Raw genomic sequence first — 21,479 nt, 5'->3', positions numbered from 1 at the left:
GTCCGCCTCTCTCAATGAAATTATCGCCGCCTCCCGCCCGATGCGGCAGGCGCCAGGGCGCCAGAGGCAGTGCCAGCCGGGCGGCAAGACAACAGACTGGATCGCAAGCATGCTTTCCCTCGCTGGGCAACTGCTCACGCTGTTTGGCATCGGCATTTTCGTTGGATTCATCAACATTCTCGCGGGCGGCGGTTCGCTGTTGTCGTTGCCGCTGTTGATTTTCCTTGGTCTGCCGAGCGCAACCGCCAACGGCACCAACCGCATCGGCATTCTCATGCAAAACGTGGTGGCGATCGCCGGCTTCCACCAGCAAAACGTCATGCCGTGGCGCATCAGCCTGCTGGCCGCGGTGCCGGCGGTCGCGGGCGCCATTGCCGGCGCGCAGTTGGCGATCGATCTGCCGGATGACCAATTCAAACGCGCGCTGGCGCTCACCATGATCGGTGTGCTGATCCTGATCGTGGCGGATCCCAGCAAGCGCCTGCGCGAGAATCCCCGGCCGCTCACCGGCTGGCGCCTGCTGGCCTTCGTGATCGGCTTCTTCGGCGTGGGCGTGTTCGGCGGGTTCATTCAGGCGGGCGTCGGCTTTCTGATTATTCTGGTCATGGCGTTGACCGGTTTTGATCTCGTGGCCACCAACGCCGTGAAAGTCATCGTCGTTTTCATTTTCACCATCGCGGCCTTGGCCGTCTTTATCATGAATAGCCACGTCGATTATCTGCTGGGCGCCGCACTCGGTTTCGGCAATGCGCTGGGCGGCTATATTGGCACGCGCTACGCCGTGCGCAAGGGCCATGCCTGGATTCGCGGCTTCGTGATCATCGTCGTCATCGCCTTTTCCCTTTACTTGTTGTGGGATTCGCTCTCGTGACCGCTGCCCATGTCCAAATATGCCTTGATCCTTTTCGCCTGTCTCACTCTCGGGCTGGCGCCCTATGTCCCCGAGCCGCATCTGTTCGGCAAAATCCGCTGGATCCTCGGCGGTGCGCACGGCATGGCTCTCATTGACTGGTGGGACACCTTGCAGCACGGCGCGCCCTGGCTGGTCTTGCTTTATTTCGCCGCTGTTGACCTCTACAAGAAAATCACAAGGAGAAAAAATGTTGCGCCCTAAGCAATCACTCTTGCCGCTCGTCCTCCTGGCAGCCTGGATGGGATGCCAATCCAACGAAAAGAAAGCCGACGAATCGCCAGTTCAACAGGGAAACTCCCATCCCGCCATCACCGGCGAGGTGAGCTACACCGCTCCCGCCGGTTGGATTGCAGAGCCGCCTGCCAGCAACATGCGCAAAGCGCAGTTTCGCTGGCCCGGTGTGGAGGGCGCGGCCGACGGCGAGCTGGTGGTCTTTCATTTTCCCGGCACCGGCGGTTCAGTGCAGGCCAATCTCGACCGCTGGTATGGCCAGTTCAAACAACCCGACGGCAGTGAAACGCGTGACCACGTGCAACCCAAGCACCTGCGCGCCAACGGCCTGGACGTGACCATCGTTTCGGTGACCGGCACCTATCTCAAATCGCAATCGCCGATGATGATGAGCGGCCCCTTCGATGAACTGCCGGACTATGCCATGCTGGCGGCCATCGTTGAAATGCCCAACGGCAATTGGTTCTTCAAAGCCGTTGGTCCGCAAAAGACAGTCGAGCACTGGCGCGCCAGCTTCGACGACTTTGTGCAGACGTTGCGGGCGAATTAGCGAAACCGGCGGCCTCGCCTTTCGCAATTTTCTGCACACGTGCTACGGCCGGCTGCTGGTGCCGCAATCGAACCAGGAGGATACCAACAGCCGGCCATTCCTGCGAATGAAATATCTGGCTTGTCTCGGCTTGCAATCGTTGACCGGCTGACGGCATTCCTTGCCGGTATCCAGCCGGACACTGCAGACTCTCAGTGAATTCTTTCTGCCATGATCAAACTGACATGTGTTGCAAGCTTGGGGTTGCTGCTGCTGACCTGCAGCCAGAAACCCGCCACTCTGCCCTCAACCTCCGCCGCCTCGAAAATGCCACAGATTGAACCAATGGCCTCGCTGATTCTTCTTCCGGAGTTGCAGTCGCTCGGGCCTGACTTCGTCATGGCCGTGCCCAGTCTCGATTCAACCACACTGCAAGCATTCGCAGCGGCCTGGCAGCGCGAAGCAGCCGGCATTTGCCGCCGCATTACCGCGGACACTCTCGCCAGCCTTTCGCGCTGGGCGGCGGCAGAAACGAAAGCCGTGCAGTTGCCCGCGCGCTGGTGGGAAGAGATTCCCATGCGTCCGGTGGGGATCTCGCGTGACCAACAGGTTGCGTTGTTCGGCCAGTTCAAAGAAGAAGGTCTGCCGTTACCCTCGCACAATCCGCTGGTCTTTCGGCGGCTCATCCTTTTTGCCGGCTATCACCTACACCGTCAAGGCCTCGCCAGCGTTATTGTCTCCATCAGCGGTTGGGTGGAGGAGTGATTCTGTTTTGCTGCGATAACCTGCCTCATATTTGCGATCGGTTTTCGGCACGCATGCATTCCGCAAAAGCTCTAGCCTAACGACTCTCTCCGAATTCCACCGTCCGAATTGTTCCACTTCGATTTTCCGCGCTGACCTCACCACTGACGACAGGTGTCAGGATTGACTCCTTGTGAAACAGGCATGTCTCATGAATTAGGTGTCTGAAAAGACACTGTTCGACTCTTCCAACCTGTTTTTCTTCACCTGAAAGGGCTTAAGCGTACAAAAATCTTTGACACACGTCAAAAGTTCATTATATTTTTGCCGTTTTTGAGAAGCTGCAATTTGTGTGCTCGGTCTTCCAGGTGAAAATCCGTTCGTCTGCGTCGAATAAGAGGGCCTTATAATCCTGCAAATGCCCGTTTTCGCCGGTAATTTCTTTGACAATTGGCTGGATTGTTTGACAACGGCAGACTTCAATTGGGATTTCGCAACTCGGATTCAGACAGCATTGCAGTTTGCCCGCGCATGGCAGCCCTCAAACCCGACGTTCAGCTCGTCCTCATCGCAATCGCTTGGCGGCGGCGCGTTTGCTGCGCCATCGGCGTGATCAAGTTGAAAGCATGATGAGCGCAGAGCAGCACGGATTGGCAGCAGGCCTGCGCTGTGCAACTGCCAGGAGGCAAACATGTTCAGGAGATTGCTCGACGCGGCACAGGGAGTGACAAGTCGAAGGCAAAGGCGGTTTTGGAGTGATGGAAAGAAGCAAGTCGCGGCGCTGTGCCGCGCTGGCGGAGTAGCCGCCGGCCTGATGCCGCCGCATGGCGGCTGGCGTCAGCGCTTGAGTTGGTACATGTTCTTTGTCATTGCTTCGCTCGTTGCCGCCGCGCCGGGATTGCAGGCGCAGGAGATCCGCGAGTGGCTTGTGCTCGGCTCCTTCTCCACTGAAAAAGGCAAAGGGCTTGAAACTGATTATGCCGGCAATGAGGCGATCGTGCGGCCGCATGGCGGGCTGACTACCGCCGGCCTAAGCTGGCGGCATTATCAAACGCCTGAGGCGCATCTCGACTTTCTGGATTTGATGCTGGATTTTTTTCCAGTGGAGAACGTCGTTGCCTATGCGCACTGTTACGTGCACAGCCCGGCGCGCGACAGCGCCGTCGCGTTGATCGTCAGCTACGATGACTTCGCTGCCTTGCGCGTCAACGGCCAGCCGGTGTGGATGCAAAAAGATCGGCGGGCAAATCGCCTGGAGCAGGACACGGTCACGATCACGCTGCAAAAGGGCTGGAATGCGCTGCTGTTCAAAGTGATGAACGGCGTCGGTGAATGGTCGCTCGCCGCGCGTTTTGTCGACACGCCGGGCCTGACGGTGCAGGCGGAAATTCCCGAGCGCCTGACCACGATTCCGCGTGCCGATCCGGAATTGATTCGCATTCGTAAGATCGAGCCGGCGGAAAAAGCCATCTTCACGGTGGACAATCGCCCGGCGCTGCAATTCCGCACGGTGATTTTCAATCCGCAGCAGCAACCGCTCGGCGGCTGCCGCGCCCGGCTGCTGGCACGCAACGGCAAGGCGGTGGGCGGCGAAGCGGCGTTTGAGTTGCATGCCGGTGAGATTCGCGCGGTTTACTTCACGGTGCCGGTGAGCGCCATTCTCAACAGCTTTCAAGCTTCGGGCGCCTGGCAAATGCGGCTGCAGTTCGACAATCATGAAGTGAAGCGCGTGGTGCCGCTGCAATACGATGCGCGGCTGCTGGACAAGATTCTCGGCAGCTTCGAAGTCGAAGGCGTCGAGCCGCTCGCCAGCAACGGCAGCAGTGGATTTCGCCGCGTGCTGTTCGTGCCGTGGGAATGGGCAGGCATGCCGCTTTATGTCTCGGCGGATTTGGGCACCGCAGTCGGCACGGTGCTGATCAACGGCGAGCAGCGCCTGTTCAATCATCAAGGCTATACCGGTGATCTGTTTCTCACCGACAGCGCCGAGGTCGCGGCGCGCTACGAAATCGTGGTGCATGCCAGCGCCGGCCGCGCCAGCCGCTATGAGGCCGACGCCGTGACCGCCACTGACGCTGAGATTCCGGCGCCGCGGCTCACCATCGCCGTCGAAAATCTTGCCTTGCGGCGTTATCTCTCGGCGGCCGCGTTGCTGCAGCAATACCGCGGTGATGAAATCGCGGAGCAGAAGACGCTCGATGAGAAGATGTTCGCGGCGCTCAAAGCGCGCAACGTCGCCACGCTCAACCAGCTCATTGACGAAGCGCACGCCAAGCTGCCCCAAGTGCCAGAAGCCGAGCTGAAAGTTCCCGACGTGAGCTTGGTCGGCAATGCCCATGTCGATCTCGGCAAGTACGCCGACATCGGGGCCGGCATGCAGCACTATCGCGCCACTTTCACGCAGGTGATCAAGAACTTCGCGAAATATCCCGGCTTTCACTTTTCCCAGGCGCATGCCTCGACCTACTGGTGGGTCGAACAAAACGATCCGCAGCTCTTCAATGCCATCACCGAGGCGGTGCAACAGAAGCGTTGGGAGATTGTAGGCGGCAGTTGGGCGGAGAGCGACATGAATCTGCCGGCCGGCGAAAGCTTGGCCCGCCAGTTTCTCTACGGCAAACGTTATCTCAAGTCCAAGTTCGGGGTGGATTCGAAAGTCGCGTGGATGCTGGACAGTTTTGGCCACGCGGTGAGCGTGCCGCAGATTCTCAAGAAGAGTGATATGCGCAGTTACGTGTTTTACCGGCCGTGGGAATCGATGCGGCTGTTCGAGTGGGAGGGCCTCGATGGCAGCCGGGTGCTGGGCTATCGGCCGCCGGAGCAATTCGATCTGCCGCTCAGCCGTGATGAAGGCCGGCACGCCCTGGCCGCGAACCAGCGCTTTGGCTGGCCCAAAGCCGTGCGGTTGTACGGCGTCGGCAGCGGCCCTGCCAGCCGTGATATCCGTCTCGCGGACGACCTGGCCTATCTTACCGCGGGGCGCGCGAATCATCCGGCAGTACCGGCGGTGCGCATGACCGGCGCGCGCGGCTTCTTCGAGGAATTGGAGACGGCCAACCGCAAGCTCAGCGTGCATCGCGACGAGATCAACTTTGCCATGCGTGGCGCGTGGGCCAACAATGCGCGGTTGAAACGCAGCCACCGCCGCAGCGAAATGGCCCTGCCCGCGGCCGAAGCCTTTGCCTTGATCGCGCGGCAGTACGGCTTCGTTTATCCGCAAGCCGAATTGACCCAGCAATGGCGCAGCGTTCTTTTCAATCAATCGCAGAGCATTTTTGCCGGCGCCACCACCAGCGGCGTGAGTGAAGACGCACTGCGCACCTATCGCGAAGCCACGGAAACCGCCAAGGCCGCGCTGGACAAGGCCATGACGCGAATCGAGACCGCCATCAACACCAAGTCGGCAAACAGCTCGGAGAAAGCCCTGGTGGTCTACAACTCGCTCAACTGGCCGCGCACCGACGTGGTGGAGGTGGAAGTGACCGTGCCGCCGCCACCGCCCGCAAAACCGGTGGCAACGAAACCCAAACGCGGCAAAAATGCAGTCACGGTGGATACCACGCAAGGGTTGATACCGCTGCCGTACTTCCGCGAGGCTTCCGGCGCGCGCTTGCCGGCACAAATTCTGTTGCGCGACTCGACTGCCGAAGGCATTCACTACAAGCTGCTCTTCTTCCCGGAAAATGTGCCGGCGCTCGGCTACAAAGTGTATTGGCTGGAATGGCTCAAGCAGGAGGCCGAAGTTCCCGGCCGTGCGCGCATCGATCTCCCCGCCCTGGCTATGAACAACGGGTTCTTCACCGTGCGCCTGGATTCCGCTTCCGGCGGGCTGTTGCGGCTGGTGGACAGCCGCCAAAACCGCGAATGGATGGCGGCGGCCGGCGGCCTCGAAATGCTGGGCGAGCGCAACACCCCGCAAACCGCGCTGGAATTCGATTATGACGGCCGCCGCGAAATCGTGCGCATGTCGGCGCGGCCGGAAATCATCGAAGCCGGGCCGCTGCGCGCGCGCCTGCGCACCTATTTGACCGACGGCAACACCACCCTGCGCCAGGAGTATGTGATCTACGCCAATCTGCCGCGCCTGGAATTGCAATACACCGGCCGCTGGCAGGAGCAGGATAGAGTCTTGAAAATCGGCTTTCCGTTCTACGTGCCGGACAGCCGCGCGCAATTCGAAATTCCCTTTGGCGCCATGGCCCGCCCGATGAATGGTGAAGAAGTGCCCATGCAGAAATGGCTCGACCTTTCCAATGAGCAATTCGGCGTGACCGTGGTGAATGACGGCAAATACAGCGCGGATGTGAAAGACGGCTTCGTGCGGATTACCGCGCTGCGCAGCGCCACCTCGCTGGATCAGGGCGAGCAGCAATTCAATCTCGCCATCGTCCCGCATGAGGGCGATTGGAAGCAGGCCATTCAAGCCGGCTATGGCTTCAATCAGCCTTTGATTGCGCGCTTCGTTGAGCAGCACGCGGGCGCGCTGCCGGCGACCCACAGCTTCGTGAGCGTCGAGCCGCGCAACGTGGTGCTGTCGGCGCTGAAGAAAGCCGAAGATGACGACAGTTGGATCGTGCGCCTGTTCGAAAGCACCGGCACGGCGGTGAACGCCAGCATCACCCTGCCCTTCTCCGCCACCGCGGTGAGTGAAGTCAATCTCATCGAATGGGAGGACAAGCCGCTGCCGCTTTCCGGACAGCGCATGACCGTAACGCTCGCGCCTTGGGAAGTCAAAACTCTCAAGGTGAAAGGACAGCCCGTTTTCAAGGAGTAATAGTAATGCCGGCTCCTGCTCCGTGCGCTGTTGCTGATGGTGTCGCGGTCGTAGCAATCGCGTGGCGGAGCAAGAGCCGGAGATGAGGTCGCAACCTGTTGGGGTACTTGGCCCCCAAAAGAGTTTTGCACACAGCAGGAGGGAGCATGGCCGAAACCGGATTTCGGTCTTGGCAGTCAGCGCCATTGACGGCCGCCTTGAACCAGCCTACCTCGCCCGGCGGCAGCGGAGCAGCGCCGGCACGGCGAGAAACGATGCTTTTTGCCGGCTCGCTCCGGTCCGCACCCTCCCGCATATTCCCGCCAGCGACCGCCGCGCTTCCTGATCGCAATCCCGTTGTTGTTTGTCTTCCAGCCGTTTCCCCATCATTTACGCTCGGATAGTCAAATGATCTACACCAGCCCTTACACGCATAAAGTCCGGAAAGGCAGCGTCATTGCCGCGAAGAAAGTCCGGTTCAAATTTCACGTGGTCTCGCACACCCACTGGGATCGCGAGTGGTACAGCACCTTTCAGCAATATCGCATGCGCCTGGTGCGCATGACCGACCGCCTGCTGGACTTGCTCGAACGCACGCCCGAGTTTCGCTACTTCGTGTTTGACGGGCAAACCATCGTGCTGGAGGATTATCTGGAAATCCGCCCGGAAAACCGCGAACGCCTGCGCAACCTCATTCAAGCCGGCCGGCTGGAGATCGGGCCGTGGTATGTGCTGCCCGACGAATTCCTGGTCAGCGGTGAAGCGTTGATTCGCAATTTGATGGCCGGACAGCGCGTCGGCTTGCCTTTCGGCGGCGTGATGAAAGTCGGCTACAGCCCGGACTCCTTCGGCCACGTCGCGCAACTGCCGCAGATTCTGCGCGGCTTTCAAATCGACAATTTCATATTCACGCGCGGCATGGGCGATGAGCAGGATGAACTGGGCACCGAGTTTCTCTGGGTGGCGCCCGACGGCAGCCGCGTGCTGGCCGTCAATCAATTCAAGACCTATTGCAACGGCAACCAAATCGGCTTTGAATCCGGCCAGGAGAGCGCCGCGGAAACGCCGCGTTTCGATCTGGTGGTCGATTTCTTCAAGCAGGAAACCCAGGCGCTCGGCGCCGTGGCCAAGCCGGGCACCGACGACACCCGCCATTTGCTGATCAACAACGGCTGCGATCATCAAGAGCCGCAGGCCGATCTGCCGCGCATCCTCGCCTATGCCAACAGCGTGCTGGCGGACAGTCAGGTGGAGCACACCACCTTCTCGCGCTTTGTGCACACGCTGCGCCGCGCCGGCTTGTCGCTGGCAGATTGGTCGGGTGAAATTCATGCCGGCAAGCGCCACGACGTGCTCGCCGGCGTGCTGTCCGCGCGCGTTTATCTCAAGCAGCAAAACGATGCCTGCGAGAACCTGCTCAGCAGGCAAGCCGAGCCGCTGGGCGTGCTTGCCGGCCAGCTCGCGGGCGCCGAAAGTCTCGCCGGCTTCCTGCAACAAGCCTGGAAGTCGCTGCTCAAGAATCATCCGCACGATTCCATTTGCGGCTGCAGCATCGATCAAGTGCATCGTGACATGCTGCCGCGTTTCGAAGAAGCGCGGCAAATCGGCCGCCTGGCGCTGGCCTCCAGCCTCGATGTGCTGGCCGGCCGCGTCAAGCATGAATCGGCGCCGACCGTGATCGCGGTGAATACGCTGGCCTTTGCGCGTTCCGCCGTGGTGCGCTCGATCGTGCTGGTGCCACCGCACCGGCCGGCAAAGGAGATGACGCTGGTCGATGCCGCCGGCGAAGTGGTGCCCACACACGTAATCAAGGTGCGCACGCTGCGTTCCCATCCCGGCTATGCGCTGCCCGAAGCTTTTCTCTCCGTGTGCACGAATGCCGGCTCCGACGTTCGCCCGCTGGACTACGCGGCCAAACGCGCGCAACTCGATAGCGACATCGCCAACTTCAACCTCACCGCCTTGACCGAAGAAAAACCCTGGCGCGCCATCGAACTGGAATATCTGGTCGAGCAGGCGCCCGCGGTGGGCTATCGCGCGTTGACGCTGCGACCGCAGGCCACCGCCAAGCCGCAAGACGGCGTGACCGTGCGCGGCAACGTGGTGGAGAACAAGTTCATTCGCGTGAAATTCGCCGGCGACGGCAGTTTCGATCTCTATCACAAAGCCACCAAGAAAGAGTATCGCCGCCTCAATGTCCTGGAAGATACCGCTGATCTCGGCGATGAATACGACTATTCGCCCGCGCCCAAAGACAAAGGCATCTGGAGCCGCAACCAGCGCGGCAAACTCAAGATCACGCATCGCTCGCCGCTGGCCGTGGAAGTCGAGGTCGAAGGCGCGCTGCGGCTGCCGGTGAGTTATGATCGCAACCGCAAGCGCCGTCACGCCCACACCGTCACCTGTCCGGTGCGCTGGAAATTCACCGTCACCGCGGCCTCGCCCTGGGTTGCAGTCGAACTCAAAGTCACCAACCTGGCGCGCGACCATCGTTTGCGCGTGCGCGTGCCGGCTGCCCTCTCGGCGCAGCACACGCTCACAGGACAAGCCTTTTGCATGGTGCAGCGTCCGCTCAAACGGCCGGCCGGCAAAAACTGGCGCCAAACGCCCGCGCCCACTGCGCCGCTGCAGGGATTCTGCGCGGTCGAAGAGCAGCGCCGCGGCCTGGCGGTTCTGGTGCATGGACTGTATGAGTATGAAGCCATCAAAGTGAAGGGCGGCGTGGAGCTGGCGGTGACCTTGCTGCGCGCCGTGGGCTGGCTGTCGCGCGGTGATTTGGCGACGCGGCGCGATCATGCCGGGCCGTTCTATGCCACTCCCGAAGCGCAATGCCTGGGGCCGCAGACTTTTCGCTATGCGATTTTCCCCTATGCCGGCGCGGCGGAAAAGTTGAATCTTGCCGCGGTGGCGGAATCCTATCGCGTGCCCCTGTTCGAAGAACAATGCGCCGGCGCGGGCGGCAACCTGCCGGCGCAATTCTCTCTGCTGCAGTGCGAGCCGGCCTGTTTGACCATCACCGCGATCAAACGCTGCGAGCAGCGCAACACTACCATCGTGCGGTTGTATAATGCTTCGACTGAGCGCGTGCGCGGCCATCTCGCCTGGGGCTTGCCCATCTCACATGCCTGGCGCGTCAATCTCGCGGAAGAACGCTTGGAGGAGATTACGGTGTATTCGAAATCGCGGCTGGAGCTGGACATTCCCGCCTGGCGCATTGTGACCCTCGAGCTGGAAGCAGGCAGGAAGTTCGCCGGGTAACGCGCGCAGCGCTCTATCCGCTCAGCACCCGCACGTTTCTCCTGCCACACGGCTGATCCGCCTCCGCCTGTGGTGTTGCGCAGAGGTGTTTTCAGCAATCAGTTTTGCCGGGCCGGTGCTGCGCACGTTCGCAGCGCCGGCACGGCAGTTCTGCAACTGCCTGGTTCTGAAGATCTGGTGTCTGTCCGAAAGTGTTCCAACCTCGGCTGAGCCGAGGCTTCGAAGCTCTCGAGTATCGCGGAATCTTCAAAGAGTCTCATGCAACGGCTAAGCCGTCGCGGGAACATTTTCTTGAAAGTTCGCGATTTTGGACAGGTGCCACCAGGGTGCCCGCCTCGGTTGCTTCACAGCAATCTGTCTTCAAGGCAATCAAACTGGGAGATTCAGCCATGAGAAAGCATTTGGTTGTGATCTGTCTGTGGGCGGCACTCGCTCTGCAAGGTCAGGCACTGGCGCAACCTGGTTTCCCAAAGTCCGATTATCCGAGTCTGAGCCTGACCGACCTGGCGCAGATTCTGCGGCCCAATGACGCGCAAGGCATGGCCCTGGGCCTGACCGGCGCCGCGTATCGCGAAGGGCTGTTTGCGACCTACACCAATCCCGCCGGGTTGCGGCTGGATGATCTCACCGTCGCCTATTCGCACATTCCGGCCGCCGGCAGCTTCAGCGGCATGCTCTTCAATCAGGAGGCGTTTGCCCTTGGCTTGCCGGTCAGTGAGAGCATCACGTTGGGCGCGCATTTCTTCAATCTGAATCTGGGTACGATCGAGCTCACCGACAGGTTCGGCAATGCCGTTGGGGAAGAAAGAATCGGCGTGCGGGAAGCGCAACTCTCCGGCGCCGCCAGACTCGGTTTCAAGCAAAGCATGATTGCCCTTGGCTTGAACACGAAATACCTGGAAATCTACCTACCCGGCTTGAATGCGCACAGCTTTCTGGTGGATGCCGGTATGAGATATCGCCTCGACACAGAAAAAGCCCGGTATGCCCTGGCGGTCTCGGTCAGCAACTTGGGAGAGGAGCTGAAGCATGGAATGTATTCGCTGGGTGCGCCCATCAGGTTGCTGCGTTCCGGCCTCTCGGCCGGCACCGTGCCGCGGCCGGAAGCTAATGTCGGCGTGATGGCCACACTCGAGTACCAGAGAAGTCTGCGCGACGAAGAGAGGTACAGCCGTTGGAATCATTTGGGCCTCGGCGTTGAGCTGCAGTTCTTGAATCACCTTTATAGTCGCCTGGGCTACAACTTCGATTTCGCTGACGTCAGTGAGCGCGCCAAGATCGACGGGTTCACCTATGGCTTGGGATTCCACACACCCCGCAAGATTAAAGTCGGAGTGCCAATCGACCTGTCCTTGCACTACGGCAAAGGCCTTACTGACTACCGCCAGCTCGATACGAACGTCATCACCATCGCATTGGGGCTGGAGCTTTAGAGTCCGTCCGAAATCGCGAATCTCAGAAAAGAGGTTCCTGCAACGGCTTGGCCGTTGCATCAAAATCCTGGAAGCTTGCCCGCCCCTTGAGCTTTTTGAAACCTCTGCTCAGCCGCGGTTGGAGTACTTTGGGATTGACACCACTTTAGGGCGGATAAACCGCAACTCAAAAGAAATCGCCAACAGTTGGAAATGCACCGAGCAGATGAAGAAGCTTTTTATCAGTTGGGTTGTTTCTATCTGCTGGAGGGAAACATTGCATTCAAAGCAACGAGTTCACTCCAAAGAGACTAAAAAAAACTGCGCGCAAGCGTAAAGCGTGTTCAAATCAAGCAATAGCCATGATCACCACCTTCTCCTTTCCCACCAAAATCATCTTCGGGCCGGGCGCGATCGGCCAGTTCGAAGCGGCGCTCACCGAGCTGGGCGGCGTACGGCCGCTGATCGTGACGGACAAGGGTCTGGTCGCGAGCGGCATCATCAAACAAGTCACGGTACCGCTCAAAAAAGCCGGGCTGGAGTTCAGCGTGTTCGATGAAGTCGTCTCGAATCCGATAGAGGACAACCTCTGGGCCGGGGTCGCGCGTTTTCAGCAGGAGAAATGCGACATGATCATCGGCTTGGGTGGCGGCTCGCCGCTGGATGCCGCCAAAGCCATTGGCCTGCTCGCCACGCATCCGCCGCCGTTGGCGCAATACGACGAAAAGCTCGAAGGCTGGCGGCACGTGCGGCCATCGTTGCCGCCCCTGCTCGCCATTCCCACCACCGCCGGCAGCGGCAGTGAGGCCGGCCGCAGCGCGGTGATCACGCTCAACGCCACGCAGCGCAAGACGGTGATATTCTCGCCGCATCTCATGCCGCGCCTGGCGATCTGCGACCCGGAGCTGACGCTCCGGCTGCCGCCGCACATCTCCGCCGCCACCGGCATGGACGCGCTCACGCACTGCCTCGAGGCCTTTGTTGCCCGCGGTTATCATCCCCTGTGCGACGGCATTGCGTTGCAGGGCATACGCTTGATTGCCGGCAGCCTGTTGCGCGCGGTGCACTACGGCGACGACGTGCGGGCGCGCACCGACATGATGATGGCAGCCCTGATGGGCGCGGTGGCGTTGCAGAAGGGCTTGGGCGTGTGCCACGCGCTGGCGCATCCGCTTTCCGCCCTCGCGGGCCTGCCTCACGGACTGGCGAACGCGATCATGCTGCCGCACGTGCTGGAGTTCAATCAGAACGCGGCGCCGGAGCGGCTTGCCGAGATTGCCGTTGCCCTGGAGGCCAGGAGAGACGAGACGGCCGCCCTTACCATCAGACGCCTCAACAAATTCGCCGGCATTCCGGAAAAGCTCTCAGCCGTGGGAGTGAAAGCCGAGCAGATTCCCGCGCTGGTCGAGCAAGCCTTCGAGGATGCCTCGCATCGTCTCAATCCGCGGCCGGTAACCAGGGAGAATTTGCGCGCCTTGTATGAGGCCGCGCTTTAGTGGATGAATTCTCGCAAAACTGAAGTCAGAGCCACGGCTGCGGATTCGCGCCCAAGCGCTTCATGCGTACGGTACAAAGAACTACTGCCGGGTTGAGCGGATTCGCTACCGCAAGTGCCGATGGGCGTGTAATGGCGCATAGTTATCATCTTCTCTGGCGGCGTTGGTATTTTGTCAGATTTCCAACCGGCGAGGCTGGCGAGACGCAGGTTGAATTTCTTCCCAATGCGACCTTCCTCGCTTGGCCCCTCAGGTGCATGGTCCTGTGTTCAACAGGGTACACCTGGCAGGAAAGCACGCCGGGTCTGAATCCTCTTCACCCGTTATCTCTTTGCAAATCAATGCGCTTGATCAGCCAATTTCAACTCACTCCAAAGCGGCACAGCCATTGCACGCAGAGCGGTTGGTAAACTGGCTCTCAAGGTCTGCCCATGTCCCGATTCTCAAGAAAACATTGGTTGATTTCACTGCTGCTCATCGCTTCCTTGGCGGGGGCGGCTTTGGCGCAAAGCGAATTGGGGTTGCGCGGTGAGTTGGAAAGGCTCAAGGCCCTGCTTGAAACCGCGGCCGAGGTGGTGCAGACTTTTGGCGGTGAAGAGGCCCGTAAGCTGCTTGCTGAGGCCGAGACGCAACGCCAGAGAGCCGAACAAGCTTTTGGTGAGCGCCGGTGGCGAGAAGCCAATTCACGCATGATCGAAGCGCGCCGCCTAGCCGAGGCAGCGATGGAGCTGGCCTTGCGCGTGCCGATCCAGCGATTGCGCACACAACTCGATGAGCTTATGCGGCGGGCTGAGAGTGAGGTGATCGGCAGCGGCAATCGCGAGGCCGAGCGCTTGGTGCAGGAGGCGCGCAAGAACCAGCAGCTCGGCGAACGGGCCCTGCTGGATCGCAGCGTTCGCGGGGTGGAACAATACCGCCTCGCCATTGCCTTGCTCGAGCGCGCTTTGCGGTTGGTGCAAGGCTCGACCGTCGCGAGTCCACCCGGCGAGCGCGCCGAACGCGCGCGCCAATATCTCGCGGAGCTGGCACAGCGGGCGCAGGAAGGATTGCAGCAGTGCCGGCGGCCCATGGCGCGGCAGGTCTATGAGCAAGGCCTCAAGCAAAGTCGTCTGGCGGAGGAGGCTTTTCGCCGCGGCGAGTATCTGCGCGCGGAGAAATTTTTCAACGGCGCCACGCGCTTGTTCCTGCGCGTCATTGATTTGTGCCCAGCCGTGGCCGCAGCAGCCGATGGTGACCGGCTGCGCAGTGAACTGAACAAGCTGCGTGATGCGCTGGCCAGCGCAGAAGGCGGCATCGTGACAGCGAGTTCCAGGCCCGGTGCGGCAGTGCTGCTCGACCAGGCGCGCAAACTCAGCCGCGAGGCCGAAGAGGCCCTTGATCAACAGCGTTTTCATCAAGCCGGCCGTTTTATCGAAAGCGGCCGCAATTTGGTGGCCTTGGCAACGCGCAGCGGCAACGTCCCGGCCACGGACTTTGTGAAACAGTGCGAAGCTGAAGTGGCGCAGTTGCAGGACGATTTGGAAACCGTCGCCACAGAAATCGAGGCTTCTTCGAATGACGAGGCGCGTTCCATGCTGGAGCTTGCCCGCCGCGCGACGGCAACGGCGGAAAGAATCTGCCAGCGGCCGCAGCACACCTTGCGCTCGGTGGCCGCATTCCGACTGATGGTGCGCGTCGCGGAGAAGTTCCTGCTGCAAGCAGAGACACTGCTGCAAAACACGACTGCCGCGGCGCCGAATCAAGAGGCCTTGCGCCAGCGTCTACAGGAGCTGGAGGCCACGTTGAACGAAGTGAGCCGCAACCTGCAAGGTGATGAATCCGGCTTTGCGCGGATTCTGGTGGATCAAGGCACGGAGCTGCGGCGGCGCGCCCAGACGGCTTATGATGCCGGCCAGCTTCATGTCGCAGGAGAAACTGCGGCGCTGGCTTTCGAATTGTTGCGGGAAGCGCTGAAGCTCGCCGAGTAGGGCAAAGGCCCAACTCTTCACGCCCATGCTTTTGTTTTGCTTTTTGGGATCACTCTCTGGCAGTGACATTCATATGATTTCTCCAGCGAATTCAAGGGGAGCTGGTGAAGTACTCAACCGCATATCCGCAACTTGACCAATGCCCTCTGCAGGGCAAGCCTGCAGAGACAAATCCATCAAGGTCTGGCCGAACCTAATGCAGAATTCAATTCCCAGGAAAACGGACGAAACAAGGAGGTGAATGCAATTTAGGGAGAATGTGTGGGTGGTGGAAAAACGTGGCGCGGCACGAAGCTCGAGCCGCTGCCGCACGGTGGAGTGACCAACATTCAACCCTATTTCTGTATTCCTTACAAGGAGTTCATCATGAGAGCATTACGCCACGCTGTATTGCTTTTGCTTGTGGGGATGGTGACCTGCGCCCTGGCGCAGCGAGAACCCACCCTCATCGTTACCCCTCCCGAAGTAAGCTTGCAATCCGGCCAAGGCCAGCGCTTCGAAGCCGCGTTGTTTGATGCCTCCGGCCAGCACATTCGCATTGCCAGTTTGCGCTGGCGCGTCGAACCGGATTCCCTGGGCAAGATCACCGAAGATGGATTTTTCATGGCCGGCCGCAATGCCGGTGTGGGCGTCGTGATCGCCGAAGCGAAAGCCGAAGGTTGGAACATGTTGTTCATGGGCCGGGCACAGGTCAAGATCGGCCGGCAGGAGCCGCCGCCGCGGTTGCGCGTCGTGATTCGCCCGGAGAGTGCGGTGGTGCCGCCCGGCGAGCAGCAGAAGTTCGCAGCTATTGCGCTCGGACCCAACGGCGAGCCGATTGCGATCAACCGGATTCGCTGGGAAGTTCGGCCGCCGGAGTTGGGCAAGATCGACGAAAATGGCATCTTCACGGCCGGCCGCGAGTTCCGGCGTGGCGAGGTTTTGGCCTTGGTTGAGACCAGCGCGGGTGTGTTGCAAGGCGCTGCCAAAGTGATTGTGGCGGCGCGGCCAACTTCGGCAATCACCGGCAAAGTCGAGGCGGAGGACGGCACGGCCCCGCTTTTCGGCGTGGTGTGGGCGGAGCGTGTGGCAGATTCACCCTGGCGGGGCGAGGCGCCCATTGCCGAGGATGGCAGTTATTTCATCGGCGATCTCATGCCGGGGATTTATGTGGTGAAAGCCCAAGCGCGCGGTTTTCTGCCGGAGTTCTATGACAACGCCGATCAGTTTGTGGAAGCCAAGCCGGTGCAGCTCGCAGCGCACGACACGGCCAGTGGAATTGATTTCAGTCTGAGCCGCGGCGCCGCCATTGCCGGTCTCATTACCGCAGACGAAGGTGGCACACCGCTCGCCGGCGCGCATGTCTTCGCTACGCGCGTGGTGCGACCCGACCTCAGGCATCATGCCGTGACGAATGAACAAGGCGGCTACCTGATCGAGAACCTGCCGCCGGGTTCCTACGCCGTCTTCGCCGAGGCCGCCGGTTACCGCGGCGAATTCTACGACAACGCCGGCAGTTTGCTCGAAGCCAAGCTGGTAGCAGTCACACCGCCGGCAACGATTTCTGGAATTGATCTGGCTTTGGCCACAGCCAGCGCGATTCGCGGCCAGGTATTGGACGCGGTCAGCAGCGCGCCGCTGGCGAAAGCCCTGGTCACGATTCATGCCAGCCGCGGCCCGCGGCCCGAGCTTGTCGTCCGCACGGCAATCACCGACGACAACGGCAACTATCTCGTCGGCGTGCCGCCCGGCTCTTATCTTGTCATGGCGGAAGCGCGCGGCTATTATCTCGAGTTTTATGACGGCGTGCGTGAGCGCAGCCAGGCCACGCCCGTGGCCGTCGAAGAGGGCAAGCACACCGCGGGCATCAATTTCGAGCTCGATCCGTTCAGCCGCATAACCGGCAGGGTTACGGATCAGCTCACGGGTGATCCGCTGGTCGGCGCGGTGGTGTTGGCGTTCCGTGAGCGCTTTGCCCCGCACCCGTCAACCGATCCCGGGCATCTGAACGGGCCGCACGCTGCGCGCACGGACTCGAACGGTGTGTATCGCCTCGAAGGATTGCCGGGCGGAAAGTATTTTGTGATGGCAGAAGCGCGCGGCTACCTTAATGAGTTCTGGCAGGAAGCCCCCTCGCTCGAGAAGGCGACTGCTCTCGAGATTCCCGAAAGCGGCGAAGTCGCCGGCATTGATTTCACCCTGGAACAAGGCGGTGCGATCACGGGACGGGTGGTGGCCAGCGCCGATGGAACCACGATTCCCGGCGCGGCCGTGCACGTTTGGATGCTGGGCAGCGATTGGGCCGCGAGTGGTCAAACCGATCGCCAGGGCAGCTATCGCGTGCCGGGCTTGCGCACGGCTGAGTATGTGGTCTATGTGGAAGCCAAAGGCTTCAAACCGATGTTCTATGACGGCGCCGCCTCGCGCGAAAATGCCACGCCGGTTTCTGTGACCGCGCCCAATGAAACCAGCGGCATTGATTTCAAATTGGAAAAACTCGGCAGCCGTCGCGGCGCCTTGAGCGGCACTGTGACGGCCGAGGCAGAAGGCAGCCCGCTTGCGCATGCCGCGGTCCTGGCCATCCCCACCACTCCGGGAGCCGCTGTGTTCGCATTGACTGATGCCCTGGGCGAATACACTCTGCCTGGGCTGCCGCCGGGCAAGTACATCGTGCTGGCGTGGGCACGCCACTTTGTGCTGGAGTTCTATGACAACGCGCGCCAGTGGCGGGAGGCCACGCCGGTTGTGGTTGAAGAAGGAGCGGAAACCGGCGGCATCAATTTCAGCCTGGCAGCCGGACAACGCGGACCGTACCGCATTGCCGGCCGGGTGACGCGCGGCAATTCCGGCCTCGGTGAAGGCCACGCCGCGGTCTATGCCCTGGCCAACGGCGTCACGATTGCTTCCGCGGTTGCCGATGCCAACGGCGCGTTTGCCCTGGAGGAAGTGCCGGCCGGTGAATACAAGTTGCTGAGTTCCGGCCCCGGCGGCACGGCCTATTTTGGCGGCACGGATGAACACAATGCTGTCAGCCTCACGTTGGGCAATGGTGCCAGTGTCAGCAATGTGAACATCAATCTGCCGGCCACGCCCACTCAGGTCGATGAAGCCGCAGCCTTGCCGGTGACGTTTGCCTTGCAGCAGAACTATCCCAATCCCTTCAATCCGGAAACGATGATTCAGTATCAACTTCCCGTTCGGGTGGCTGTCACGCTGAAAGTCTTCAACGCCTTGGGCCAGGAAGTCCGCACGCTGGTGCAGAAAGTGCAAGAGCCTGGCGTCTACCGGATAACTTGGGATGGCCAGGACAGCCGCGGCAAAACGTTGAGCGCCGGCGTCTATCTCTTCCAGTTGCAAGCCGGCGACTTCAACATGACGCGCAAGATGGCTTTGGTGAAATAAGGTCATTTGGCCTGAATGAAAGCAAAGGGGACGCACTCCAGGCACCGCGAAAATTGCCGCCGGCGCCGGCACTGCGGGTGCATTCCTGAGTGTTGGCAGAACTGGATAATGGTGGCGGTAAAGGGTGGGGAAGTCAACTCCGCTCACCGTTGCACCGGCAGGACGAAAACAGAAACGGCCCCGTGACTCCCGTGTTTGGAGGGAGTCGCGAGGGCCGTTTCTGTTGGGGGAGATCAGGGCCGGCTATTCCTGAATCGGCGGCGTGGCAGCAGGATTGATGCTCACCACTGCCGGAATTTTCAGCTCATCGTTCAGATTCAGGCTGTAGAGATCGAGATCGGGATTGTACATCGCCACCAGCCACACCGGCACCTGGTAGATTTCATTGCAGATCTTCCAGATGGTTTCGCCGCGTTTCAGCCGGTGCGTCAGCAGGCTGTCAACCTTGTAGGTCGAAAAGAAATCTTCCTCGATGCTGCGGTGATACTCGTTGCGCCGGCGCTCGAACTCGGTTGCCGACACCCGGGCATAGGACAGGCGAATGCGCTGGCCGATGCGAATGTCTTCACTGTAGCGCAGGCCATTGAGCGCGCGCAGCCTTTGCGTCGGAATCTCCAGCCAGGTGGCGTAATGGCCGAGTGTTTCTTCCGGCTCGACTTTGATCCACAAGGAATCTCTGGAAGTGCGCAAGCGCGCTGGGATTGGTTTGGGCATGGCCTCGGTTCGCACGGGCGCGGGCATGGCGGCTGCCGCCACTTCCACGGGTTTTGCCGCGGCCGGCTCGAGCTCGTAGGTCACGATGGACTCGCGTTCGGCGCGGCTCAAATCTCCGGTCTGCACCGCGTACGACTGGCGAATGGCCTCCGGCGTCAGTTCGATTCTTGTATCGATCACATTCCTCAGCAGAGCCTCATCCGGCATGTCGGTACTCTCGCCCGCAGCCAGCATCGGCTCCTCGGCGGTGACCGTCGCAGCCGGCACTTCGCCGGAAGTCGTCTGGGCGGCAACTTCGGCTGTTGCAGGAGGTGGAAGCGGCGCGATGGTGGCCGGCAATTTGCTTTCAACGCTCGCCACGACTGCCGGCTCAGCCGCAGGAGGGGCAACCGCAACAGCGGCAGGCGGTGTGGCGGCGCGGGCCTTGCCTTCCGGAATGCGCAGCACCAGTCCAACGGCAAGTTTGCTGCGCAAACTCAGATTGTTGTTCTCCGCCAGCAGTTGCGGTGTGGTGTTGAATTTCCGTGCGATGGCGTAGAGATTGTCACCCTTCTGCACGCGATACCATTCGGATTCCACCTGCGAGTCAAAAGTGGCATTCGGATTGATTTTGGCGGCAAGCGTGGCAGCGTCTGCGCCGAGGCGGTCGGGCAGCCGCAGCTTGTAGCCGCGGGGAATTCGGCGCTGCGAGTTCAACACCGGCGGCCGCAAGCCGGAGTTCAGCTCGGCAAACTCATCCACCGTCACGTTGTAGGTTTTGAGAATGTCCTTTACGGTGACGAAGTGGTCCAGTTCGACCTCCACAAATTCCGCGGGAACGTGAAAGTCGATCGGCCCAAAATAGGTCTCGGCATTCTTGACGACTTCCAGCGCCGCCAGGAATTCCGCATAGAAATTCCGCGAGGCAAAGCCAAAACTGCGGCTTTGGTAGCTGGAGTAGATCTTGCCGAAATCGGTGCCAAACTGGGCTTTGGCGCGCTTCATGCCGTTGAGGCCGTGATTATAGGCCGTGATGGCGAGCGGCCACGCACCCAGCTCACTGTAATTGAGTTTGAGCAGCTTGGCGGCTGCTTCGGTGGCGCGCAACGGATCGAGACGTTCATCAATATCGTAGTCGATCTTCATGAACAGCCGGCCGGTGTAGCGCGTGAATTGCCACAGGCCGGCAGCGCCGACTTTGGAGTAGGCTTTGTGATTGAAGGATGACTCGACGTGAGGCAACACCGCGAGCTCGGGCGGCAAACCGTGTTCGGCGAGAATCTTCTCGATAAATTCCAGATAGAGGCCGGAACGCTGCATGCCGAGGAGAAAGCGGTCTTTCAGGCCGAGCTGGCCACGAATGGAATTCGCTGCCGTGCGCAGCCGTTCAGGGTCGGCCGCTGCGCCGTAGATTTCCAACACCCGTTTCGCGCGGGTGCCGGGATTGGTGAGGTCGAGCCTGCGCTCGGCCAGCGCGTTCAGAATGCTCTGGTATTCGTCTTTGATTGCTTCGATCTTGCGCCATTGCTGGCGGTAGGAATATTCGCCCTGGCTGTTGTCGATATCCACGATCTCATAGATGATGGAAAGGTCGTTGATATCGTGCACCAGCACCTGGTTCGTGGGATAAACAGCGTAGATCTTTTTCCAGAATTCGACGTTGCTCCGGATCACCTCCGGCATCGGGAAATGGTGCGCGGTCGCGCCGGATTGCGCCCATGCGGCGTCCGGCCCAGCTCCCAACCACAGCAAAGCGATGGTCAATCCTGTTCTGAGCATGCAACCCCTCTGCAAGTTCATCACTTTACCGACTCTTTCCTCAGTCACAGCGTTTCTCAATGGCATGAACAACATCCACTTCAGTGAAGGCCGAAAATATCGAAACCACACTTGAATTCCAAATCATTCCTGCACTTTTGCCTATCTATATCACCCGACCGCACGGTTCGCAGAGCGCCGCGTTGCAGAAATTTCGCAACTGTTGCTGAAAGGTTGAAATCGGCGGGGACATCGTTGCCTTTTAACGCCACAGCGGCTGAGCCGGTTCAATTCGCGGAGGAGAAAGGAGGCACTGCGAAGGGAAGTCACACCGCCGAGCCGCC

General features: G+C 60.5%; 11 protein-coding genes. 10 read left to right on the top strand and 1 reads right to left on the bottom strand.

The features are described from left to right. The first annotated feature begins 109 nt into the window (after nucleotides 1–109). The 10 genes from L6R21_23280 to L6R21_23235 all read left to right on the top strand — a co-directional run bounded on the left by L6R21_23280 (nucleotide 110) and on the right by L6R21_23235 (nucleotide 18,684). Nucleotides 110–871 (top strand): sulfite exporter TauE/SafE family protein, encoded by a 762-nt coding sequence (locus L6R21_23280; GenBank protein ID MCK6562135.1) that lies wholly within the window; start codon nucleotides 110–112, stop codon nucleotides 869–871. Nucleotides 872–880: 9 nt separating this feature from the next. Then, nucleotides 881–1,114 (top strand): hypothetical protein, encoded by a 234-nt coding sequence (locus L6R21_23275; GenBank protein MCK6562134.1) that lies wholly within the window; start codon nucleotides 881–883, stop codon nucleotides 1,112–1,114. 10 nt (nucleotides 1,115–1,124) lie between these two features. Then, entirely contained in the window at nucleotides 1,125–1,694 is a 570-nt protein-coding gene (locus tag L6R21_23270; protein MCK6562133.1) for a hypothetical protein, read from the top strand. 324 nt (nucleotides 1,695–2,018) lie between these two features. Further along, nucleotides 2,019–2,438: a hypothetical protein gene (locus tag L6R21_23265; GenBank protein ID MCK6562132.1), complete on the top strand. Its 420-nt coding sequence runs from the start codon at nucleotides 2,019–2,021 to the stop codon at nucleotides 2,436–2,438. A 670-nt stretch (nucleotides 2,439–3,108) separates the two neighbouring features. Continuing rightward, complete coding sequence (locus L6R21_23260; protein ID MCK6562131.1) at nucleotides 3,109–7,191, top strand: glycosyl hydrolase-related protein; 4,083 nt, start codon at nucleotides 3,109–3,111, stop codon at nucleotides 7,189–7,191. Between the two features lie 387 nt (nucleotides 7,192–7,578). Then, complete coding sequence (locus tag L6R21_23255; protein MCK6562130.1) at nucleotides 7,579–10,428, top strand: glycosyl hydrolase-related protein; 2,850 nt, start codon at nucleotides 7,579–7,581, stop codon at nucleotides 10,426–10,428. A gap of 389 nt (nucleotides 10,429–10,817) precedes the next feature. After that, nucleotides 10,818–11,861, top strand: a complete 1,044-nt coding sequence (locus L6R21_23250; GenBank protein ID MCK6562129.1) for a hypothetical protein — start codon at nucleotides 10,818–10,820, stop codon at nucleotides 11,859–11,861. Between the two features lie 341 nt (nucleotides 11,862–12,202). Next, complete coding sequence (locus L6R21_23245) at nucleotides 12,203–13,336, top strand: iron-containing alcohol dehydrogenase (GenBank protein MCK6562128.1); 1,134 nt, start codon at nucleotides 12,203–12,205, stop codon at nucleotides 13,334–13,336. 458 nt (nucleotides 13,337–13,794) lie between these two features. Beyond that, nucleotides 13,795–15,303 (top strand): hypothetical protein, encoded by a 1,509-nt coding sequence (locus tag L6R21_23240; protein ID MCK6562127.1) that lies wholly within the window; start codon nucleotides 13,795–13,797, stop codon nucleotides 15,301–15,303. Nucleotides 15,304–15,669: 366 nt separating this feature from the next. Then, nucleotides 15,670–18,684, top strand: a complete 3,015-nt coding sequence (locus L6R21_23235) for a carboxypeptidase regulatory-like domain-containing protein (GenBank protein MCK6562126.1) — start codon at nucleotides 15,670–15,672, stop codon at nucleotides 18,682–18,684. Between the two features lie 243 nt (nucleotides 18,685–18,927). Here L6R21_23235 and L6R21_23230 read toward each other — a convergent pair whose 3' ends face one another. Beyond that, nucleotides 18,928–21,156, bottom strand: a complete 2,229-nt coding sequence (locus L6R21_23230; GenBank protein MCK6562125.1) for a LysM peptidoglycan-binding domain-containing protein — start codon at nucleotides 21,154–21,156, stop codon at nucleotides 18,928–18,930. Nucleotides 21,157–21,479: the final 323 nt, after the last annotated feature.

It is taken from the genome of bacterium (assembly GCA_023150945.1).
GTDB lineage: Bacteria > Zhuqueibacterota > Zhuqueibacteria > Zhuqueibacterales > Zhuqueibacteraceae > Coneutiohabitans.
The sequence above is the reverse complement of the archived record's forward strand: the minus strand, read 5'-3'. Positions and strand labels throughout refer to the sequence as shown.

Coding starts and splice junctions, on each gene's coding strand:
- L6R21_23230 (MCK6562125.1), bottom strand. CDS start 21,156: ATGCTCAGAACAGGATTGACCATCGCTTTGCTGTGGTTGGGAGCTGGG.
- L6R21_23260 (MCK6562131.1), top strand. CDS start 3,109: ATGTTCAGGAGATTGCTCGACGCGGCACAGGGAGTGACAAGTCGAAGG.
- L6R21_23255 (MCK6562130.1), top strand. CDS start 7,579: ATGATCTACACCAGCCCTTACACGCATAAAGTCCGGAAAGGCAGCGTC.
- L6R21_23245 (MCK6562128.1), top strand. CDS start 12,203: ATGATCACCACCTTCTCCTTTCCCACCAAAATCATCTTCGGGCCGGGC.
- L6R21_23275 (MCK6562134.1), top strand. CDS start 881: ATGTCCAAATATGCCTTGATCCTTTTCGCCTGTCTCACTCTCGGGCTG.
- L6R21_23280 (MCK6562135.1), top strand. CDS start 110: ATGCTTTCCCTCGCTGGGCAACTGCTCACGCTGTTTGGCATCGGCATT.
- L6R21_23250 (MCK6562129.1), top strand. CDS start 10,818: ATGAGAAAGCATTTGGTTGTGATCTGTCTGTGGGCGGCACTCGCTCTG.
- L6R21_23235 (MCK6562126.1), top strand. CDS start 15,670: ATGAGAGCATTACGCCACGCTGTATTGCTTTTGCTTGTGGGGATGGTG.
- L6R21_23265 (MCK6562132.1), top strand. CDS start 2,019: ATGGCCTCGCTGATTCTTCTTCCGGAGTTGCAGTCGCTCGGGCCTGAC.